Annotated in this window: 19 protein-coding genes; 9 read left to right on the top strand and 10 right to left on the bottom strand. The window is 55.4% G+C overall.

Annotated features, from left to right (window positions below):
- The first annotated feature begins 135 nt into the window (after window positions 1–135).
- Complete coding sequence (locus ACR0DE_RS04440; protein WP_480752046.1) at window positions 136–1503, top strand: dipeptidase; 1368 nt, start codon at window positions 136–138, stop codon at window positions 1501–1503.
- 20 nt (window positions 1504–1523) lie between these two features.
- Here ACR0DE_RS04440 and ACR0DE_RS04435 read toward each other — a convergent pair whose 3' ends face one another.
- On the bottom strand, window positions 1524–2351 hold the full coding sequence (locus ACR0DE_RS04435) for a LysR family transcriptional regulator (RefSeq protein ID WP_170597666.1): 828 nt from the start codon (window positions 2349–2351) through the stop codon (window positions 1524–1526).
- 81 nt (window positions 2352–2432) lie between these two features.
- On the opposite strand from ACR0DE_RS04435, the gene ACR0DE_RS04430 reads away from it, so the two are divergent.
- Window positions 2433–3419 carry an aldo/keto reductase gene (locus tag ACR0DE_RS04430; RefSeq protein ID WP_170818977.1) on the top strand — a complete coding sequence of 329 codons (987 nt, stop codon included), beginning with the start codon at window positions 2433–2435 and terminating at the stop codon, window positions 3417–3419.
- Window positions 3420–3527: 108 nt separating this feature from the next.
- On the opposite strand, the gene ACR0DE_RS04425 is transcribed toward ACR0DE_RS04430, so the two are convergent.
- The gene (locus ACR0DE_RS04425; RefSeq protein WP_170567357.1) at window positions 3528–4091 is read right to left on the bottom strand and encodes a TetR/AcrR family transcriptional regulator; all 564 of its coding nucleotides are present in this window, start codon (window positions 4089–4091) and stop codon (window positions 3528–3530) included.
- A gap of 78 nt (window positions 4092–4169) precedes the next feature.
- Here ACR0DE_RS04425 and ACR0DE_RS04420 point away from each other — a divergent pair, with 78 nt between their 5' ends.
- The 4 genes from ACR0DE_RS04420 to ACR0DE_RS04405 all read left to right on the top strand — a co-directional run bounded on the left by ACR0DE_RS04420 (window position 4170) and on the right by ACR0DE_RS04405 (window position 6680).
- The gene (locus ACR0DE_RS04420; RefSeq protein WP_480752038.1) at window positions 4170–5051 is read left to right on the top strand and encodes an oxidoreductase; all 882 of its coding nucleotides are present in this window, start codon (window positions 4170–4172) and stop codon (window positions 5049–5051) included.
- Window positions 5052–5182: 131 nt separating this feature from the next.
- Window positions 5183–5515, top strand: a complete 333-nt coding sequence (locus tag ACR0DE_RS04415; RefSeq protein WP_480752036.1) for a hypothetical protein — start codon at window positions 5183–5185, stop codon at window positions 5513–5515.
- Between the two features lie 21 nt (window positions 5516–5536).
- Window positions 5537–6016, top strand: a complete 480-nt coding sequence (locus ACR0DE_RS04410; RefSeq protein WP_480734876.1) for an SRPBCC domain-containing protein — start codon at window positions 5537–5539, stop codon at window positions 6014–6016.
- Entirely contained in the window at window positions 6000–6680 is a 681-nt protein-coding gene (locus tag ACR0DE_RS04405; protein ID WP_480752034.1) for an NAD-dependent epimerase/dehydratase family protein, read from the top strand. The genes ACR0DE_RS04410 and ACR0DE_RS04405 overlap by 17 nt, the downstream gene beginning before the upstream one ends.
- 115 nt (window positions 6681–6795) lie before the next feature.
- Here the strand turns inward: ACR0DE_RS04405 and ACR0DE_RS04400 are convergent, their stop codons facing one another.
- From ACR0DE_RS04400 to ACR0DE_RS04375, 6 genes are all read right to left on the bottom strand, one after another.
- Window positions 6796–7941 (bottom strand): ABC transporter permease, encoded by a 1146-nt coding sequence (locus tag ACR0DE_RS04400; RefSeq protein WP_480752032.1) that lies wholly within the window; start codon window positions 7939–7941, stop codon window positions 6796–6798.
- Entirely contained in the window at window positions 7938–8864 is a 927-nt protein-coding gene (locus ACR0DE_RS04395) for an ABC transporter ATP-binding protein (RefSeq protein ID WP_170597679.1), read from the bottom strand. Before ACR0DE_RS04395 ends, ACR0DE_RS04400 begins: the two co-directional genes overlap by 4 nt.
- Window positions 8861–9820, bottom strand: coding sequence for an HlyD family secretion protein (locus ACR0DE_RS04390; RefSeq protein WP_480503697.1), 960 nt, complete (start codon window positions 9818–9820; stop codon window positions 8861–8863). The genes ACR0DE_RS04395 and ACR0DE_RS04390 overlap by 4 nt, the downstream gene beginning before the upstream one ends.
- A gap of 113 nt (window positions 9821–9933) precedes the next feature.
- Window positions 9934–10824, bottom strand: coding sequence for a haloalkane dehalogenase (locus ACR0DE_RS04385; RefSeq protein WP_480752029.1), 891 nt, complete (start codon window positions 10822–10824; stop codon window positions 9934–9936).
- On the bottom strand, window positions 10821–11246 hold the full coding sequence (locus ACR0DE_RS04380) for a GFA family protein (protein ID WP_480752025.1): 426 nt from the start codon (window positions 11244–11246) through the stop codon (window positions 10821–10823). The genes ACR0DE_RS04385 and ACR0DE_RS04380 overlap by 4 nt, the downstream gene beginning before the upstream one ends.
- A 9-nt stretch (window positions 11247–11255) precedes the next feature.
- Complete coding sequence (locus tag ACR0DE_RS04375; RefSeq protein ID WP_480752023.1) at window positions 11256–11633, bottom strand: hypothetical protein; 378 nt, start codon at window positions 11631–11633, stop codon at window positions 11256–11258.
- 118 nt (window positions 11634–11751) lie between these two features.
- Between ACR0DE_RS04375 and ACR0DE_RS04370 the strand changes: the two genes are divergently transcribed.
- The gene (locus ACR0DE_RS04370) at window positions 11752–12345 is read left to right on the top strand and encodes a TetR/AcrR family transcriptional regulator (protein WP_480752018.1); all 594 of its coding nucleotides are present in this window, start codon (window positions 11752–11754) and stop codon (window positions 12343–12345) included.
- A 259-nt stretch (window positions 12346–12604) separates the two neighbouring features.
- Here ACR0DE_RS04370 and ACR0DE_RS04365 read toward each other — a convergent pair whose 3' ends face one another.
- Entirely contained in the window at window positions 12605–13483 is an 879-nt protein-coding gene (locus ACR0DE_RS04365) for a hypothetical protein (protein WP_480752016.1), read from the bottom strand.
- Between the two features lie 98 nt (window positions 13484–13581).
- Entirely contained in the window at window positions 13582–14439 is an 858-nt protein-coding gene (locus ACR0DE_RS04360; protein WP_480752013.1) for an alpha/beta hydrolase, read from the bottom strand.
- 337 nt (window positions 14440–14776) lie between these two features.
- Here ACR0DE_RS04360 and ACR0DE_RS04355 point away from each other — a divergent pair, with 337 nt between their 5' ends.
- Both ACR0DE_RS04355 and ACR0DE_RS04350 read left to right on the top strand, forming a co-directional pair.
- The gene (locus ACR0DE_RS04355; protein ID WP_480752010.1) at window positions 14777–15694 is read left to right on the top strand and encodes a LysR family transcriptional regulator; all 918 of its coding nucleotides are present in this window, start codon (window positions 14777–14779) and stop codon (window positions 15692–15694) included.
- Window positions 15695–16176: 482 nt separating this feature from the next.
- A complete protein-coding gene (locus ACR0DE_RS04350) occupies window positions 16177–17916 on the top strand; it encodes an ABC transporter substrate-binding protein (RefSeq protein WP_170392843.1) in 1740 nt (579 codons plus the stop codon).
- The last annotated feature ends 52 nt before the right edge of the window (window positions 17917–17968 follow it).

The raw sequence follows: 17968 nt of genomic DNA, 5'->3' as shown, positions 1-17968 counted from the left end.
GCAAGCCTCGGGTTGATATCAAACGGGTGTTGAGCAAGAGCGCTGGCTATGATCCTGACCCCAATTTATCTTCCGCAGGCTTGCGGGCTACGGCCAGTTTCGTAAGTTGAGCGCCAGCATCAGAGAGGGTATGGAATGAGCTGGACCGAATATCTCGACACACACCAATCGCGCTTTGTTGAAGAGCTGTGCGACTTCATTCGTATTCCATCGGTATCAGCCAAACCCGAAAACGCGGGCGATGTTCGAAAGGCCGGGCAGTGGGTGGTTGATCGGTTGGTTATGGCGGGAATGGAAAACGTTCAGATGATGGAGACAGCAGGTCATCCGGTGGTCTGTGCCGATTGGCTGCATGCCGGGCCGGATGCGCCTACAATCCTGATCTATGGCCATTTTGACGTGCAACCAGCCGAACCATTTGAGCTCTGGTCCTCGCCTCCGTTCGAGCCGACGATCCGCGACGATCGGATTTACGGGCGTGGGGCGACCGACGACAAGGGTGCAATGTTAATACCGATCCTCGCGGCTGAGGCATTGCTGGCGAAGACTGGGAAGCTGCCTGTGAACGTGCGGTTTTTCTTTGAGGGCCAAGAAGAGATCGGATCGCCCGACCTTCCGCCCTTTATCGAGGCGAATCTCGACCGACTTCAGGCCGATATGATCTTTTCAGCCGATGGAAGTCAGTGGGATACCGAGACGCCGCAACTGGTTCTGGGTCTGAAAGGGCTCACCTCACTTGAGATCTCGGTTCAGAGCGCGAAATCCGATCTGCATTCTGGCATGCATGGCGGCGGCGTCGCAAATCCCGCGATGGCGCTTGCCCAGTTGCTGGCCAGTATGAAATCGACCAATGGTCGGATCACGGTGAATGGCTTCTACGACGATGTCATCGAGCTGACCGATGAAGATCGCACGGCAATTGCGCGGGTGCCTTGGGATGAAGCGGCCTATCTTGCCCAGACTGGAGCACCAGAGACCTTGGGCGAGCCAGGATATTCCACACGTGAAAATCTGTGGGCACGTCCGACGCTTGAGGTCAATGGGCTGACCAGCGGTTGGCAAGGGGAAGGCACAAAGACCGTTTTGCCCGCGGTTGCTTCGGCTAAGATCACGTGTCGCTTGGTCGCTAATCAGAGTCCTGAAAAGATCTTTGATCTGATCTCCGCCCATGTCGAGGCCGAATGCCCGCCGGGTGTCACCGCTCAGGTATCGCGCAACCCTGGGCGCGCGGACCCATTTCTTGTACCTGCTGGCCACAACGCAACTGCCATCGCGGGTCAGGTTCTCGAAGAGGTTTACGGCAAACCCGCTTATAAAACCCGCGTTGGTGGCTCGATCCCTGTGATGTCGACCTTACTGGACGAACTGGGTTTGCACGCTGTCATGTTTGCCTTTGGACATGAGGATGAAAACCAACATGCACCGGACGAGTTTTTCCGTCTGCCAACCTTCAGACGCGGCCAAACAGCTTACGCGCGGTTGATGGAACTGTTGGGCGAATAGTGCTAACAGCCAACATCGGTTCAACCGTTTTCACAAGCTTCCGACATCACTGCATGAGCGCGATCTATGACATGCCGCACCTCAGCAAGAAACCGATCTTCATGATGCGTGACGAGCCATTGATCATGTTCCAGATCGTCAATCAAAGGTGACACTGGTATCAGGCCCGGCTGCGTGTTTCCAATGAAAGTTGGCAGAACCGCTCGGGCAAGACCTGCATTTGCAAGCTCAAGCGCATTTTGTGGCGCCGTAACTTCGATGGCGTCGTCCTCTTGCGAATGCTCTCTCACCCATCTGGCCGAGGGTGTTTTGGACATCACGCGAACCCAGGTCGAAATGCTTTCATCCGCAGCATAGACTCCAAACCGAACTCGCCCGATCTTGCGACCGGCCAAGCCTATCTCTTCTGGCCGGTGATTTCGAATACCAATCGCGGCTTCCCTGTGCCCGATGTTCAGTAGGTCTTCTGACGAGATGAAACGCAGCCGAACTGACATTGATCCCGTAAGTCTTCCGACAGCGCTGATCAAAATCCTTGTCACCCAGGTCCCGGCCGAAATTTTAACCAACGGTGGTGAGGTGGCAAGGCCGCTTTCCGTGACAGGTAGGACACGCGCTTCGATGCGTTCGACTTTTTTCAACAGCGCTTGTCCGTCCTCAGTCAGATCGTACCCACGCGGTTTACGGTGAAACAACTCAGTTCCCAGATTGCGTTCCAACTCGATCATGCGCCGACCCAGTGTGGGTGCGCTCTTGCCGGTCTGTTCAGCTGCTGGCCCAAGCCCGCCCGCTCTGGCAACCGCAAGAAAAAGCCGCAGGTTGTCCCAGTCAAAGTAGCTTTCATACATGAAATGAAACTTACATTTTATATTGTTGATGAAAAGACTGTGATGGCGTTTCTTCTGAAGTATCAGTCAGGAGACTCACACATGAACTTTCTCGAAACCGAAATCTCACCCCTTGGCATGGGGTGCTGGCCGATTGGTGGCAAAATGTATTGTGGCGAGCAGTCGTTGGGTTACACCCGATCGGACGACGGTGTCTCCATTCGTACAATCCACGCCGCATTGGATGGTGGAATCACACTTTTTGACACCGCTGCCGCCTATGGCGCGGGGCATTCGGAACGTTTGTTAGGCAAAGCGCTCAAGCATCGACCCGACACCCTGATTGTCACAAAGATTGGGGTTGGGATCGATGAAGCGAGCAGGCAGATTTCATTTGACCCCTTCACCCCAGCTCAGGTTGGCCCTGCCCTAGATGGGTGTCTGTCGCGGCTGGAACGGGATCGGATTGATCTCTTGCTGTTGCATGTGAACGATATGCCAATAGACCAGGCCGAGGCCGTGTTTGACGAACTGGACCGTTTAAAAGAGGCGGGGAAGTTGCGCGCCTATGGTTGGAGCACTGACTATTCCCAAAACGCCAGGACGGCCTCGTCCAGGGATGGTTTCAAGGCGGTCGAATACGTGATGAACGTCTTTTTCGATGCGCCTCGCATGCAACAGGTTGTCCAAGAGGAAGGACTGTTGTCCCTTATCCGCTCACCACTTGCGATGGGGCTGCTTTCAGGGAAGTACCATCAGAATACCGTTATCGCATCGGATGATGTGCGCGCATCCGGCGAAAGCTGGATGGAGTACTATACGGATGGCAGGGCAAATCCAGACTTCATGCGACAACTCGATGCGGTTCGCGATTTACTGACTACAAATGGCCGAACGCTTGTGCAGGGGGCTCTCGGGTGGATTTGGGGCCAATCTGAAACATACATACCGATTCCAGGCGCTCGGACAGAAGAACAAATTGAGGGTATTTCAGCGGCATTGACCTTCGGTGCCTTGCCGGTTGCAGCAATAAACGAAATAGAAAGTTTGATAACGCGTAACCCCCACGCCCCAGACCGCCCTAGGTAGCTTTCAGAACTGTATCGATACTGTGCGCTTGCCGCCAATGTCGGCAACGCGGGCTGCCAACGCAGCATTTCAATTTTCTGTTCAAGGTCTGCTATGGGCCTAACCCGTCTAAACGCTGCTGGTGACTTTCAACGCCGACATTCGCAAAGCGGACAGCAATCCGATCAAGTGTTTCTTGTTCTTTGCGCTGTACTTGGCCGCTGTTGAAGAGCGCTGGATAAAATCCGCGTACTGATCAACAGTCAGGTCACAGCTTTCAATCGCACTCGAATACGGCTCCAGGACACGCGCGATGATCTCGGTGTTTCGCTTTGCGCCGGCCTCCAGCTCATTCTGACTTGTCGAAGTTACACCAGCGATGATGTCCTCGGCATTGGGCGAAGACTGCAAGAAATCATAGTGCTCAATGACGGCATATTTGAAGACGATATCAAGTTGTGCTCCAAGTCCGTCAGCTTTTTTAAGACCGGCCTCGATATCCAGAACGACTCTGTCTGCCAGCGACCGGATCGTAGCCTGCAGCACCTCATCCTTGTTTGCGAATGCTTTGTATAGTGTTTGCCGCGAGATGCCCGCTTCATGGGCGATGTCGTTCATGCCCGTTCGCTTCACGCCGTAGCGAAGAAAAAGCTGCTTCGCGGCTTCGAGGATATAGTCGTAGCGATCTTCCATGATTTACATATTGACAAATGAGCACTTAGTGTCAACATTGACAATCACTCACAATATGTCAATTTGTCAGGATGCTAGATGTCTAAACAATCTGGAAAAGTCGCGATCGTCACCGGTGCAAACAATGGAATCGGGTTTGAAACGACAGTCGGTATGGCCGAAGCAGGTTTTCACGTCGTCATGGCGTGCCGCAGCCTTGAAAAGGCCGCAGCCGCCAAAGCAAACGTTCTCGCGCGGATTCCTTCCGCATCAATCGACATCCTCGTACTGGACTTAAGTGATTTGACTTCGGTTCGCGCGTTCGCTGAGGCTTTCCGCGCCCGGTACTCCAAGCTGGATGTGCTGATAAACAACGCGGGTATTCTGCTTTACTCAGCTCAAACAAATGCTGATGGTGTCGAGTTGCAATTCGCAATCAACCACCTGGGACATTTTCTGCTGACCGCACTGCTGATCGACATGTTCCTGGACGACCCCGCATCGCGGATCGTCTCGCTTTCCAGTATCGCCCACAAGAACGCGAACATTCACTTTGACGATCTTACATGCGACCGGGACGGTGGTGTCGCTTACGGTCAATCAAAGCTCGCCTGCCTTCTGTTCGGCGACGAACTGGACCGTCAACTCAAGGCTTCGGGCAAGTTGCTGAAGTCGCTAACTGTGCATCCGGGCGGGTCGGATTCCGGTCTGTTCAACGATTTGGACGAAGAAACGCGCGCTAACATGAAGGCACAAGTCGAACAACTTCTGCACTCCAATGAAGACGCTGCGAGGCCATCTCTGTTCGCCGCTTTGTCTGATCAGGTCAAAGGCGGCGAGTACTACGGCCCTACAGGCCCCGAAGAGATGAGTGGCAAGACCGGGGTCGCGATCCGCAATCCAATTTGCGAAGACCACGGTTTGGCCAAACGTTTGTGGCGTCTCTCGGAAGAGATGACCGACCAGACATTCGTGATCTGAGGGACGGGGATGAACAGGTTCATGCAGCGACTCTCGCGGGGTTTCGAGTATCTGATCGTGCTCGCCTCAGCTACATGTTGGGCTGGGGGCTTCTCGGGTTTCTTGAATACTTCACCGGGCTGGCGCCGCTTATGCCTTTGCAAAACGCGACCTTTCCGCCGGGCATGCAAACTCTCCATTGGATATTGATCACCGCTTCGGGTGCCACCTATCTGGCCGGATACGTCCTGCGCTGGAGCGTCACTCCGATTGCTATGCTGGTCATGTTCACCGCGCTTGCCACGATGTGTGCTGTGCAAACCTTAGACATGTTGGAAAATCCGGATCGCTACCGGAACTTCGCCCAGGAATGGGTCAATTACATCATCATCTCGATCTACCTTTTTCGATCCAAGCGCATGCGGGATCGTTTTGGGCAGATCACAATTCAGGGCGGGGATCGCGTATCACCACAGAACGCCTGAGACCTCAAAGGAAGGATTGTCATGGAAACCGGATCATCGGAAAAAGTGAGCCTCTCACATCACAAAATCCACACCGACATTGTGATCGATGCGCCGCCGGACGTGGTCTGGTCGGTGTTGACCGACACGGCAAACTACAAGGACTGGGCTGTGTTCCTTGTGGGTATCAAGGGAGAGATTACGGATGAATCGACGATCACCGTCGACTTTCAGCTTGATTCATCAAAAGAGAAGTTGACCACGCTGGATCACGCAATCTCGGTCGTGGACGGGGCAGAGTTCTATTGGGCGGAGAAAGGACCGGGCGGTATTCGCGATAACCATCACTTTTGTGTCGAGCCGCTGGAGAGTGGCAAAACTCGCTTCATACAATCCGATGAAATCATAGGAGGCATCACGTTCCTGATGGGAGGGCGTTTGGCAAAAATGTATGTGGAAGGTTACCAAGCTTTCAATCGCGGCTTGAAAGCAGAGGCAGAGCGCCGTGCTCAATCCGCCTGACAAGACAATACGACCACTTGGGCGCGCCCTGCTGACGGGTGCGACGGGAATGGTGGGTTCCTCGGTACTTGCGGCATTGCTGAACGAAAAAACTGCGCGCGAAATAGTGTCACTTGGGCGCAGGCCGTGCCATATAGATCACCAAAAGCTGAACGATGTGAGCTTTGCAGCATTCGGCGATACCCAAGCCATCGAAACCTATCTTGATGGCATCGACACCGTCTTCCATTGCCTTGCCACTTATTCCGCGCGCGTCAGTCGAACAGAATACGAGGAAATCACAGTAGAATGGATGTGCGCTTTGCTGGCGGCTTGCGAGAGGTCTGCGCCCCGCGCGACGTTCTGCTTGTTTTCCGCACAAGGTGCTCGGCCAGATGGCGGCGGTATGTCCTTTGCATTGAAGATTAAGGGCGAAGCGGAGAGCAAACTGTTTGCATCTGACCTCGAACGGAGGTTCGCCTTTCGTCCAGGCTATATTGCGCCGTCAGGCCCGAGAAACACATGGAAGTTGGCTGACTACCTTTTCAAACCGCTCCAAAGGCTGATGCCGTCCATCGGTGTAACTTCCGATGAATTGGCTCATGCCATGCTTCAAACTGCGATGCACGATCCTCGTCGTACTGCTGTTCTTGAAAACGGTGAGATGCGTACGTTGCTCGGATGAGGCTGCGGTTGCGCCTCGAGTTGTTTAGTTTTCAACAGAGGTCTTTCAATTCCCGATTCTGGGAAGCCTCAATGCAGCATTCAATTCCCGCACGGACGGCAGCTCTGGGCCGCCTTCAACCCAACCGTTTCTTGAACCTTAGAGTGGCCGCCAACAATCCGAATGCCGCAAATCCAATCATCCAGAGAATTCCCCAGCGCAACTCGTATAGCGACGCGTCACGCAGGACCACGCCGCGGATCATGTCCATAAAATGAGTGGCGGGCAGAACCTGAGCAATCATCTGGACTGGTTGCGGCATGCCGTCGAAGGGGAACATAAAGCCCGACATCAGGATTGATGGCAGCAGAACAAAGATAGTCATCTGCATTGATTGCAATTGGTTCTGCGCAAGCGTGGAAATCACCAGCCCAAGCGACAGGCTGGCGATGATGAACAACAAGGTCACCACAAGCAAAGTGCCCAATCCGCCGTTTATCGGGACATCGAAAAGGACATGCCCGAGGCCGAGGATGATTGCGACCTGTATCAGGCCCAGAAAGATATAGGGGATGATCTTCCCGATCATCAGTTCGATCGATTTGATCGGGGTGTTGATCAGCATCTCCATATTGCCCCGTTCGCGTTCGCGGACGATGGCGGCTGAAGTGAACAGGATCATCGTCATGGTCAGGATCACGCCGACAAGACCTGGCACGATATTGACTGCTGATCGCTGTTCAGGGTTGAAGTAAAGCGTCACCTCGAAGGTAGGCACCTGCCGGTTTGGTGGTTGTTTCAGCAGTTCTGTCAAAGGCATCGTGCGCAGGGATTTGATTGCGCTGGCCACCATCGTGTCCGAGCCATCGACGATCCAATGGGCAACCGGTCGGCTGCTGGTCTTGTCCGTTGCGTTGGGCAGGCCCAGCCCGACAGACGGGCTTCGGGCAAGGCGTTGGCTGACGTCTGATGGGATGATAAGCGCGGCGCGCACGCGGGATTCAGTGATCGCGCGCTCGGCTTCTTGTGGGGTTGTTAGATGTTCGGTGATGGTTACGACCTGCGTGGCCTGAACGATCTGCGCCAATGTTCGGGACAACTCGGTTCCGGACTTGTCCACCAGTGCGACAGGCACATGGCGCAGGTTGGTGTTGATCGCATAGCCAAACAGCAGCAGTTGGATCAGGGGGATCATAATCACCATGGCAAAGGTCATCCGATCCCGCCGAAGTTGTAGCAGCTCTTTCTTCAATACAGCAGCGATGCGGCGTGGCGAGATCACTGTTTTGGCCCCCGTGTGGCGCTGACGAACACGTCTTCCAGATTTGGTCGCTGCGGGGTCAGGGACAGGTCGGGAAACGCAGCAAGTTGGCCGCGCAACATGTCCACCGGCTGAGGTTCGGATTTGTCCACCAGCACACGCAGCCGCGATCCGACTTGCGCGGTCGACAGGATCATGGGCTGGACGTCCAACGCGTGTTTGACCTTGCGTAGGTCCGGGCCTTCAACTTCGACAACATCGGCCTGCAGATCATCCATCAACTCACGCGGAGAGCCGTCCGCCTTCTTCACCCCGTGTTGCAAGATCGCCAACCGGTGGCAGCGTTCGGCCTCGTCCATGAAATGGGTCGAGACGATCATCGTCGCGCCCTGATCGACCAGATCGAACAGCTGTTCCCAGAAAGTGCGTCGGGTTTCGGGGTCAACGGCCGAGGTCGGTTCATCCAGAAACAACAGTTTTGGTCGGTGCATGACGGTCGCTGCAAGGGCGAGTTTTTGTCTTTGCCCGCCGCTCATGCTGCCGCTGAGCTGATCAATGTTGGTTGTCAGGTCATAGGTGTGCAGCAGTTCTTCAATCCGGTCCTTGGCCGACTTCACTGGAATGCCATAAATTTCTGCCGCGAACCGAAGGTTCTCCAGCACTGTCAGGTCGCGGTAATACGAGAAGATCTGGGTCATGTACCCGATCTCATTTTTTAACGGCTCAGCCGCTTCGGGCATTGATCGGCCCAAAACCGAAATTGCCCCGCTGCTGGGGGTCAGTAGGCCGGTCAGCATGCGCATGGTGGTTGTCTTACCGCAGCCGTTGGGGCCGAGAAACCCGTATATCTGGCCCATTCGGATTTCGAGGTCCAGATTGTTGACTGCGGTGTTTTCCCCAAACCGACGGGTCAGCCCCTGCGTCGAGACGACGATTTCACTCATGGCATGGGGACCTGCACTGGCACTCCGGCGGGCAGGTCGGGTGTTGCAGTGGGCAAGTCAATCTCGGCCAAATACACCAGGCGCGTGCGGTCGTCCTTGTTCAATCCGTAATAGGGGGTGAAGGACGCGTCGTCGCTGATCCAGCGGATCACGCCGTCCAGCGGATCGGCCAGCCCGTCAATGCGTACTTCCAGCGTGTCGCCGGGTTTCAGATTGACGCGATGCGGCTCGGGCACATAGACGCGCGCGTAAGGCGTCTGGCCCGTGACCATCACGGCAACCGGGCTGCCGGATGTTACCCGCTCGCCCAAATTCCACGGCAGGGAATCCAGCACGCCGTCGCGGGTGGCCGTAACCGTCAAGTCGTCCAGAACTGTTTGCTCGGCGGAAACCAACGCTTCGGCGGCCCGTACGTTGGCTTCGGCAACCGCCAGGTCTTCGGGTCTGGTCCCGTTCTGCAACTCTTTAAGCGATTCCTGAGCGCTGGCCAGTTCAGCTCGCGCGGAATCGCGCAGGGCCAGGTCATTTGCTACCTGCGCTTCGGTCACGACCGAGTTTTCGACCAGTCTGGCGTTTCGGTCATAGATGGCTTCGGCATCGGCAAGGCGTGCAACAGCGCCCGCGACTTTGGCCTCGGCTATCGCAATCTCCTCCTCTCGCGGCCCCACCTGCAGCTTCAGAAGCGTGGCCTGCGCCTTTTCCAGTTCAGCCTGCGCCAGTGCCAGTTTTGAGCTTTGCAATGTTGGATCAAGCTGAACCAGCGTGTCGCCTGCCTTGACCACGGCACCTTCGGCAATAGGCAAATCGACGACGATTTCGCTGGCTGTCGCGGTCAAGGCCACCCGGTCGCGCGCCAATACGCCCAAAGCGACGCTGGTATCAGACCCGGAGCACCGGTCCAGAAAGGCGGGCAGTACAGCCGCTAGAATCAAAGGGATGGGGGTCGTCAGATTCAACAGGGTTTCCCTCCGGTGTTTGGCCTTTGAACGTATTGGGTGATAGTTAAAGCATAAAATCAGGAAATCTGATTTATGTATACGGCTCAGCCGCTACACGTGGCAGCACGGGGTCATGCGGGCAATCGCGCCAACCACTCCTCCAGCTTTTCTCCGATCAGATGGGGGTTATCTTCCTGTAGGAAATGAATGCCTTTGCCGATATCCACCGCTTCGAGGTTCTGGATGGTCTGATGGCACCAGGCGACCTCTTTTGTCCCGATGGTGCCTCCGGGCGTGGCGTGGAACATCAGCATCGGGGTTTGCGTTTCTCCCAACCAACGGCTGTAGGCGCTGACGATCTCATGAACGTCAGAAGGCGTGCCATCGATCGGAATCTCGCAAGGCCACACACGAACCGGCTTGCGACTTCGTGCTGTGGGAAAGGGCGCACGGTACTGCGACATTTCTTGCGGTGCCAGATCACGTACTATGGCGCTTGGCAGGATTTTCTCGACGAACATATTCAGGCCCGAGATCATCATCCATCCCAGACCCGGCGTCCGCATCAAGCGAAACCCGGTGCGGAAATCGGGCGGAAATCCCGCCCAACTCATCGGGCGGACCACGCCCTCCATGAACACGATGCCGCGGATGTTCTCGGGATGTCGGTGCGCATAGTGAAACCCCAATGCCGAGCCCCAGTCATGAATGACGAGCGTTACGTCCTCTAACCCCAGCGCCTCGATGAATCCGTCAACGTAGGGAACGTGGTCGACAAAGCGGTAGGGAATATCCGGCTTATCCGATTTGCCCATACCGATCAGATCCATCGCGATAGCGCGGCCCTGCCCGGCGGCATAGGGAATGATGTTGCGCCACAGATAAGACGAGGTGGGATTGCCGTGCAGAAACAGAACCGGCGAGCCGTCGCCTTCCTCGACATAGTGAATGTGCTGCCCATTCACCTCGACATATTTCGAGTCAAACGGGAAGTCGGGTGAGATCTCTTGTTCGGTACTCATTGAGCCACTCTTTCTGCATTGCAAGTCTCTTCGATCAGGCCCAGCGCCTCACCATACCACGCAGGTCGGGACGACCAGCCAACGATCGCGTTGACGGGTTGGGACGGCGGGCAGGACAAGCTGCCAACGGGGACAATCAGAATCTTGCCGTTTTGAGTCTCGAATGGCAGCGTCGTCCCGCAGTTCCGGCAGAACACCCGGCGTACTTGGGAATTGGGCACGTCGAAGGTGGTCAGCATGTTTTTGCCTTCCAGCCATTCGATCTGATCGGGCGTGGTGAACGCATTCGCAACATGGGCCGAGCCCGAGGCCTTCTGGCAGAAGCTGCAATAGCAGAGTTTGAAGGCGGCCATGTTTTCCCGCACCCGATAGCGCACCGAGCCACAGATACATTGGCCGTCGATCGTGTTTGAGTGACTCATCTGAACACCTCAGCCGCGATAGGCGAAATAGGAGCGGACAGAGGCCGTAAAAGTCAGGCCCAAGCTGATGATCGCGAAGATAAAGCCGATGACCGCCGTTGCCGGGATCGAGACCAGAAAATCAACGGCAATCGCTGCGCGGATACCGACCAGGCTGCGCCTGAGGATGGATGCGATGATGCAGGCAAAAGTCACCATATATCCCAGCATCGTATAGAGCATCAGGTTGGCGGCTTGGGGGCCTGCCAGTTCTCCGACCTGTAGACCGTAGAATTTGAACGCGGCGAAGAAGCCAAGGGCCAGTAGGATTTTCAGCGCGTTCAGAATGAAGATGGCGCGCAGTGTTACGGGCTTTGAGGCCCCGGTTGTCGGGTCGATGGCGGTCATGTCAGGTCTCCGTTTGACGTGGGGCCACGCGGCATTTGCAGCCGCGCGCCCGCAATGCTATCCAAGTGGATAGGAATTTATTACTATCCATGCGGATAGAAAAAGCAAGGAGAAATCTGTGGCGCGCAAACGCAAGACGGATCACGACAGTGCTGTGGCAGGCGCTTTGGACCTGTTTTGGCGGCGGGGATACCATGGTGCCAGCACGCGGGAACTGGAGCAGGAGACCGGGCTAACTCGGTTCACACTGCAAACCACCTATGGCGGAAAAGAGAAGTTCTTCCTAAAGACACTTGATACTTATCTGGACAATGCCGAGGCTCGGCACTTCCCCGACCCCGACACCTATTCGCTGAATGACCTCAGCGATTGGTTCCAGGGTATCGCCTCGGCAGAACGTATGCCGAAGATCGAGGATGCGGGGTGCCTTGCCTTCAATTCGATCAGTTCGTTTCACCGCACTGACCCCGAGGTGAATGCCCGAATCGAGAGATACCTCACCGCCCTGGAAGGACGGTTTGCGGCGATCCTCAGCCACGCCAAATTAGAAGGGGCCGTGCGCATCGATATTGACCCGGATGAGGCGGCAAAGCTGCTGATCGGCCTGTTGCTGGGACTTCATACGATCATGAAAGCCCGGACATCCGACCAGTTCCCAAGGAGCTATGCAGACGCGGCGGTTGGGTTGATCAATGGGTGGAGAAATTTGTAAGAGATGAAATATGCAGGCGTGATCGGCTGCCATAATCTGACATCAAAAGACTAACACTCGAACGAACGTGATATATAAGGCACGCAATGGGAAACAATTAACGTAACCACCTGCAGCGTGAGCATTACGCGTCTGTAGCGAATGTCTGGAAGTGCGCTGCCATTGCAGCATGTCCAGTGGCCGCTTTGGACCGTTAGTTAGCTCCCCGACCATATGCTACTGCGGAAACCTGTCGCCATGAAAACCGGAGTGCGTGCGTCTATTGGTCGAGACTTTTCACCGTCTGAGACGGCAACTCCGCATAGGATGCGTTATAGAAATAGGTCAGCCAAATCGACCACCCATCGAAGAGTATATCGGAAATCCCGCGCGAATGAGACCCGACGCTCAGCGGATCTACGGACCCATCAGTTTCAACGCGCAAGAGCCTCGCATTCGGGTACTTCTCGTGACCCCGGTAACCCCCGACAACAACTGTGCGGTTCACGACTTCAACGGATTCCAAGTTACCAAAGCCGGTTGAAACAGCTAAAGCAGTATCTCCGTTGCCTGAATGCGGAACCCAATACAACGCGCTGTCCCAGGCGTCGTCGCTGCCCCAGGAAACAGCGTAAATACCTGTCTCTGCAATTGCAAAGCGGGCGAGACCACTGATGCGCAAATCGCCGAGGTGAGGTTGAATTTGTCCGGTTTGGGCTACGACCGATAGGAATGCGCCGCGCCCAAAATCACTCACAAGAAGGGTGTCGTCGTCGAGGGCTTCGATATCGTAGAGAAAAACACCATCGTCATCGAGAGCCTGACGCCAGTTTACCGTGCCATCCGAAGCGGTAGAAATGACCTCATTGCCATCCACAATGACAATTTGGTTGCCGGAACGCACCATCCCTGTTGGGTTGCGCAGACCTTGCCCATCCGAGAGTTTGATTTCTTCGGTCGCGCCATCAGGAGTGAGCTTGTAGAGCCCGCCGTTAGTGGCGTCTGAGCTGAACTCTTCATCTGGCCCACCCGGTCCAATCGATACGGTATAGACATCATTTCCCATCGGCAAAACGGCTTCGGTAAAGGGCGGCAGCTCCTGTTCGGCGACAACAGGTAAGGACGTGGTGCAAGTGAACAATAGCGAAAGAACTCTCATCTCAAATATTTCTCCGGTGTATCTGTGCCTTGATGTTGCCGCCCGTTTTTCCGGCAATGATTGTTCCGGGGCGGCGTCAATGAACCGAGCGGTTTGCATCAAAGGGTTCGATTGGAGGCAAGAAAGTGCGGAGCCAGAGCATTGACGGCGGCATCAATGATCAACGGGTCTTCGTAAAACTGAAGCTGGTTGGCGCCGTCGATCCAATACAGCGTCTTCTTTTCTGACGCGATTTCTTCAAAAATGCGGCGGGGAATGACCTGACCGCTTGCCGCTCTGTCGCCATGGATCATCAATACAGGCAGGTTCAGTTGAGGGGCTGTTTCGTCGATCCGCCAGCCCCAAATGCCAGCTTCGCTCATCGCGGTGATGCGGTTTTCCCAACCCCCTTTGAAAGTCAGCCAAGGGGGCCTGTTATCCCATGGTAGGTACCAGTCTGCGATGGCAGTTGCGGTCAGAAGGGCATCCTCAGAGCCGACGATCGGGATGTAGCTTGCTTCCCCCGTTTTTTCGAATTCGGTGGCTGCTTTGGCCGCGCGATCTATGCGTGCTTCAACCTCGGCATCACTGCCAAGGTACATTCTGGCGGTTTCCTCAGTTAGATAGTGGCCCGCGACAACCCCGAGAGAGGCCACGCGACCGTCTGTCACCGCTGTTTCAATCGCCCAGTTGACACCCTGACAGATCCCGAGAAGATGAAGCCGGTTTGCGTCGATGCCTTCTTGGTTTGCGAGAAAACCGAGGGCGGCTTGGCAGTCTTCAACCTTGGCTTCACCAGACTCGTAGCGTCGGGGTGAGCCCGAGCTTTCTCCGTGATAGCGTGGATCGAATATCAGAACTGCCAGCCCGCGCGATGCCAGGCGGGTTGCATATTGCACCGGTGACTGTTCCTTGACGAATGCAACAGGGCCGATGATCACAACTGCCGGGTGAAGTCCTTCCGAAGCAGGTCTCAACAACTTTCCAACAAGGGTTTCCCCAGAGCTGTCAAAGGACACTGTTTCAACATCATAAGAGCCAAATGCCGATTGATCTGGGTCACCGGATGCCTCCGCTGTGCTAGCGCGGGCGGCGAAAGCTCCGCTCAAGGATGTTGCAATCGCGATTGAGTTGAACATGCGTCGTGTAATCACTGCTGCTGCCCTTTCGTATACAGTTTGATGGTCTCGACAACCAAACGATCTTGGATCGAGCGCCCCGATCTGGGGGGGCGCCCGGTTAGGCTTCACTTGTCAGTTAACTCGCGACGGACATAATTGGGATGACGCAAATAGCATGATGAGCATGCAAAAAATGAATGACATCTTAACTTCTCTGGATGTTAGGACTCTACGGTTCCTACAGCTCCTGCTTCGCACAAGCAGCGTGACACGCACGGCAATACATCTGGGGATCAGCCAGCCCGCCGCCAGTCGAATCCTCGCCCGGGTACGCGACCTTATTGGAGATCCGGTGCTGATCCGAACGCAGTCCGGATACCAATTAACGGATCATGCTCTGGGCTTGAATGAACCGGTCGATGCTGCCCTGTCGGCGATAGCTGACGTCTTCCAGCCGTCCGCCTTTGATCCGGCACAGTCCAACCATTGCTATCGCATTGCCTCGACAGATTACGGCGTCGCGGCTGTCCTGGGACCCATGATGGAAGTCTTTGCCGTTACCGCACCAGCATTAAGGTTCAATGTCTCGCCACTGGTGCCGCAAAGCTTTACCGATTTGGAAAAAGGAGCAATTGATCTGCTGCTATACGCGGATTTGGATGCGAGGAACGATTTGCTTGTTCAGAAGCTATTTGATGAAACCTACGAAATCCTGTTCCGACAAGGCCATCCGCTTGAAGAACATGCGTCATCAAAACGGGCACTTACTCCGCAAGACGTTTCGGCTTACCGGTTAATCGAGTTCAGTTTTCCGGGCACTTCGGGTCTGAAACCCGATACGATCATGAGGGAAAAAGGAGATGGTTCGAATGCTGTGTTCCAGCAGCCTTACTTCACCACATTACCTTTTTTGGTAGGACAGACGGATGCAGTTGCAGCTGTCCCCAAGCGGCTGGCAAAGCAAGTCCAGAAATTGACCTCTCTTTGTTCAGCTCCGTTTCGGCCGAGTTGTGGCTTCCCTTATTTTCTTGTCCGCCACGAGCGTAGCCGCTTCAATCCAGCGATCAATTGGCTAAGGGAACAAGCATTAGAGATCGCCAAATCCGACTGATCAGATGTTCGAGCTGGGATGATAGTTTGCACGTGAGATCTTCGAAGTACACAAAGGCCATCCAAATCAGCACCCGCCCTTGGGTCCTGACGAAACCACAATCCATAGATGGCAGGTCTGTTGGGTTAAGCTGCAACATCGTCCGTTAAAGTTACATCTCCGCTCAGAGCCGTTCCCCAGACCATCGTCTACTTTCCAGCTTCGCGATTGCAGCGAACGACAGCTTTGACGGTCAGCACCGCGAGAAGGTGACCAGGGTCGAACGGAAGGAATGGGCCGTTTGCAGCGCACGTATTTGATGCTAATTGGCGTGATCCATGAAGTTCACCCTCCAACGTAAACGGTAATAATCGATACAAAACAATGCGTTGATCTACTTCTTCCTTTCTACTAAAAAATTAGTTTGACAGCAGCGCCGAATATCATTGATGCTGTTTGCCATCCGGTCTGCACCGGATCACATAATCTTTGGGAGGAGACAGATGCGGAGACATCTACTTTCCGCCGTGGCGGCAGCGGCCGTCATTGCGGGGCATGGTCCTGCTTGGGCCGACGAAGCCGCAGCACAACGTTGGATCGACGACGAATTCCAGCCATCGACCTTGTCGAAGGATGAACAGTTGTCCGAAATGAAGTGGTTCATCGAAGCTGCACAACCGTACTCGGGCATGGAAATCAATGTCCTGTCCGAGGGTATCCCGACGCATTCCTATGAATCCGAGGTTCTGACCAAGGCGTTCGAGGAAATAACCGGGATCAAGGTCAATCACCAGATTCTCGGCGAAGGCGAAGTGGTTCAGGCCGTACAGACTCAGCTACAAACCGGACGGAATCTGTATGATGGCTATGTCAACGACAGCGACCTGATCGGGACACATTCGCGCCTGCAGTTGGCCTATCCGCTGACCGATATGATGGAAGGTGATTGGGCGGCGACAACCTCGCCAACGCTGGATCTGGATGACTTCATGGGTATTCAGTTCACCACCGGCCCTGATGGCAAGCTGTATCAATTGCCTGACCAGCAGTTTGCGAACCTATATTGGTTCCGCAAGGACTGGTTCGATGACGAAGCCAACAAGGCCGCGTTCAAAGAGAAATACGGCTATGATCTAGGCGTTCCGGTCAATTGGTCGGCCTACGAAGACATCGCCGAGTTCTTCACCAATGACGTGAAAGAAGTCGATGGCACCACGATCTATGGCCACATGGATTATGGTAAGCGCGCGCCTGACCTCGGCTGGCGCATGACTGACGCCTGGCTGTCGATGGCCGGCGCCGGTGACGTGGGTGAACCGAACGGCGTTCCCGTCGACGAATGGGGCATCCGCATGGAAGCGGGCACTTGTAACCCTGTTGGCGCATCCGTTTCGCGTGGTGGTGCTGCGAACGGCCCGGCTGCGGTCTATGCGATCCGCAAGTGGGATGAATGGCTGCGGGCTTATGCGCCTCCGGGTGCGGCGTCTTATGACTTCTACCAGTCGTTGCCAGCGCTTAGCCAAGGCAACGTGGCTCAGCAGATCTTCTGGTACACCGCCTTCACCGCAGACATGGTGAAGCCGAAATCCGAAGGCAACAACACCGTGGATGACGAAGGCACGCCGCTGTGGCGGATGGCGCCCAGCCCGCACGGCCCCTATTGGGAAGAAGGCCAGAAGGTTGGTTATCAGGACGTGGGGTCGTGGACCTTCCTGAAGTCGACGCCTGCAGATCGTGCTCAGGCGGCTTGGCTCTATGCCCAATTCGTGACCTCCAAGACTGTCGACGTGAAGAAATCCCATGTGGGCCTAACCTTCATCCGCGACAGCTCGGTCAACCACGAGTCGTTCACCGAGCGCGCACCCAAGCTGGGTGGTCTGGTCGAGTTCTACCGCTCACCCGACCGTGTGGCATGGTCACCGACCGGCATCAACGTGCCGGACTATCCGAAGCTGGCCCAGATCTGGTGGCAGCAGATCGGTGACGTGAACTCGGGCGCCTTCACCCCGCAAGAGGCGATGGACCGTCTGGCAGAAGAGATGGACATCACTATGGCCCGAATGCAGGCCGCTGACGAAAGCGCCGGTGTCTACGGTGGCTGTGGTCCGCGTCTGAACGAGCCGCAGGATGCCGCCTTCTGGTTGGAAAAGCCGGGCTCGCCCAAGGCCAAGCTTGAGAACGAAAAGCCGCAGGGCCAGACCGTCAACTATGACGAATTGGTTCAGCGCTGGCAGTCTCAGTAAGCAAACGAAACCGGGGGTGCCGTGTGCGGCATCCCCACCCCAAGGCCAGTGC

It is taken from the genome of Ruegeria sp. C10, from assembly GCF_056537805.1.
Note: the sequence above shows the minus strand (reverse complement) of the source record. Positions and strands in the feature narration are given on the sequence as shown.

Excerpts from the sequence above, each read along its gene's own strand:
- ACR0DE_RS04440 (WP_480752046.1), top strand. The coding sequence starts at position 136 with ATGAGCTGGACCGAATATCTCGACACACACCAATCGCGCTTTGTTGAA.
- ACR0DE_RS04435 (WP_170597666.1), bottom strand. The coding sequence starts at position 2,351 with ATGTATGAAAGCTACTTTGACTGGGACAACCTGCGGCTTTTTCTTGCG.
- ACR0DE_RS04430 (WP_170818977.1), top strand. The coding sequence starts at position 2,433 with ATGAACTTTCTCGAAACCGAAATCTCACCCCTTGGCATGGGGTGCTGG.
- ACR0DE_RS04425 (WP_170567357.1), bottom strand. The coding sequence starts at position 4,091 with ATGGAAGATCGCTACGACTATATCCTCGAAGCCGCGAAGCAGCTTTTT.
- ACR0DE_RS04420 (WP_480752038.1), top strand. The coding sequence starts at position 4,170 with ATGTCTAAACAATCTGGAAAAGTCGCGATCGTCACCGGTGCAAACAAT.
- ACR0DE_RS04415 (WP_480752036.1), top strand. The coding sequence starts at position 5,183 with ATGCCTTTGCAAAACGCGACCTTTCCGCCGGGCATGCAAACTCTCCAT.
- ACR0DE_RS04410 (WP_480734876.1), top strand. The coding sequence starts at position 5,537 with ATGGAAACCGGATCATCGGAAAAAGTGAGCCTCTCACATCACAAAATC.
- ACR0DE_RS04395 (WP_170597679.1), bottom strand. The coding sequence starts at position 8,864 with ATGAGTGAAATCGTCGTCTCGACGCAGGGGCTGACCCGTCGGTTTGGG.
- ACR0DE_RS04385 (WP_480752029.1), bottom strand. The coding sequence starts at position 10,824 with ATGAGTACCGAACAAGAGATCTCACCCGACTTCCCGTTTGACTCGAAA.
- ACR0DE_RS04380 (WP_480752025.1), bottom strand. The coding sequence starts at position 11,246 with ATGAGTCACTCAAACACGATCGACGGCCAATGTATCTGTGGCTCGGTG.
- ACR0DE_RS04375 (WP_480752023.1), bottom strand. The coding sequence starts at position 11,633 with ATGACCGCCATCGACCCGACAACCGGGGCCTCAAAGCCCGTAACACTG.
- ACR0DE_RS04365 (WP_480752016.1), bottom strand. The coding sequence starts at position 13,483 with ATGAGAGTTCTTTCGCTATTGTTCACTTGCACCACGTCCTTACCTGTT.
- ACR0DE_RS04355 (WP_480752010.1), top strand. The coding sequence starts at position 14,777 with ATGAATGACATCTTAACTTCTCTGGATGTTAGGACTCTACGGTTCCTA.
- ACR0DE_RS04350 (WP_170392843.1), top strand. The coding sequence starts at position 16,177 with ATGCGGAGACATCTACTTTCCGCCGTGGCGGCAGCGGCCGTCATTGCG.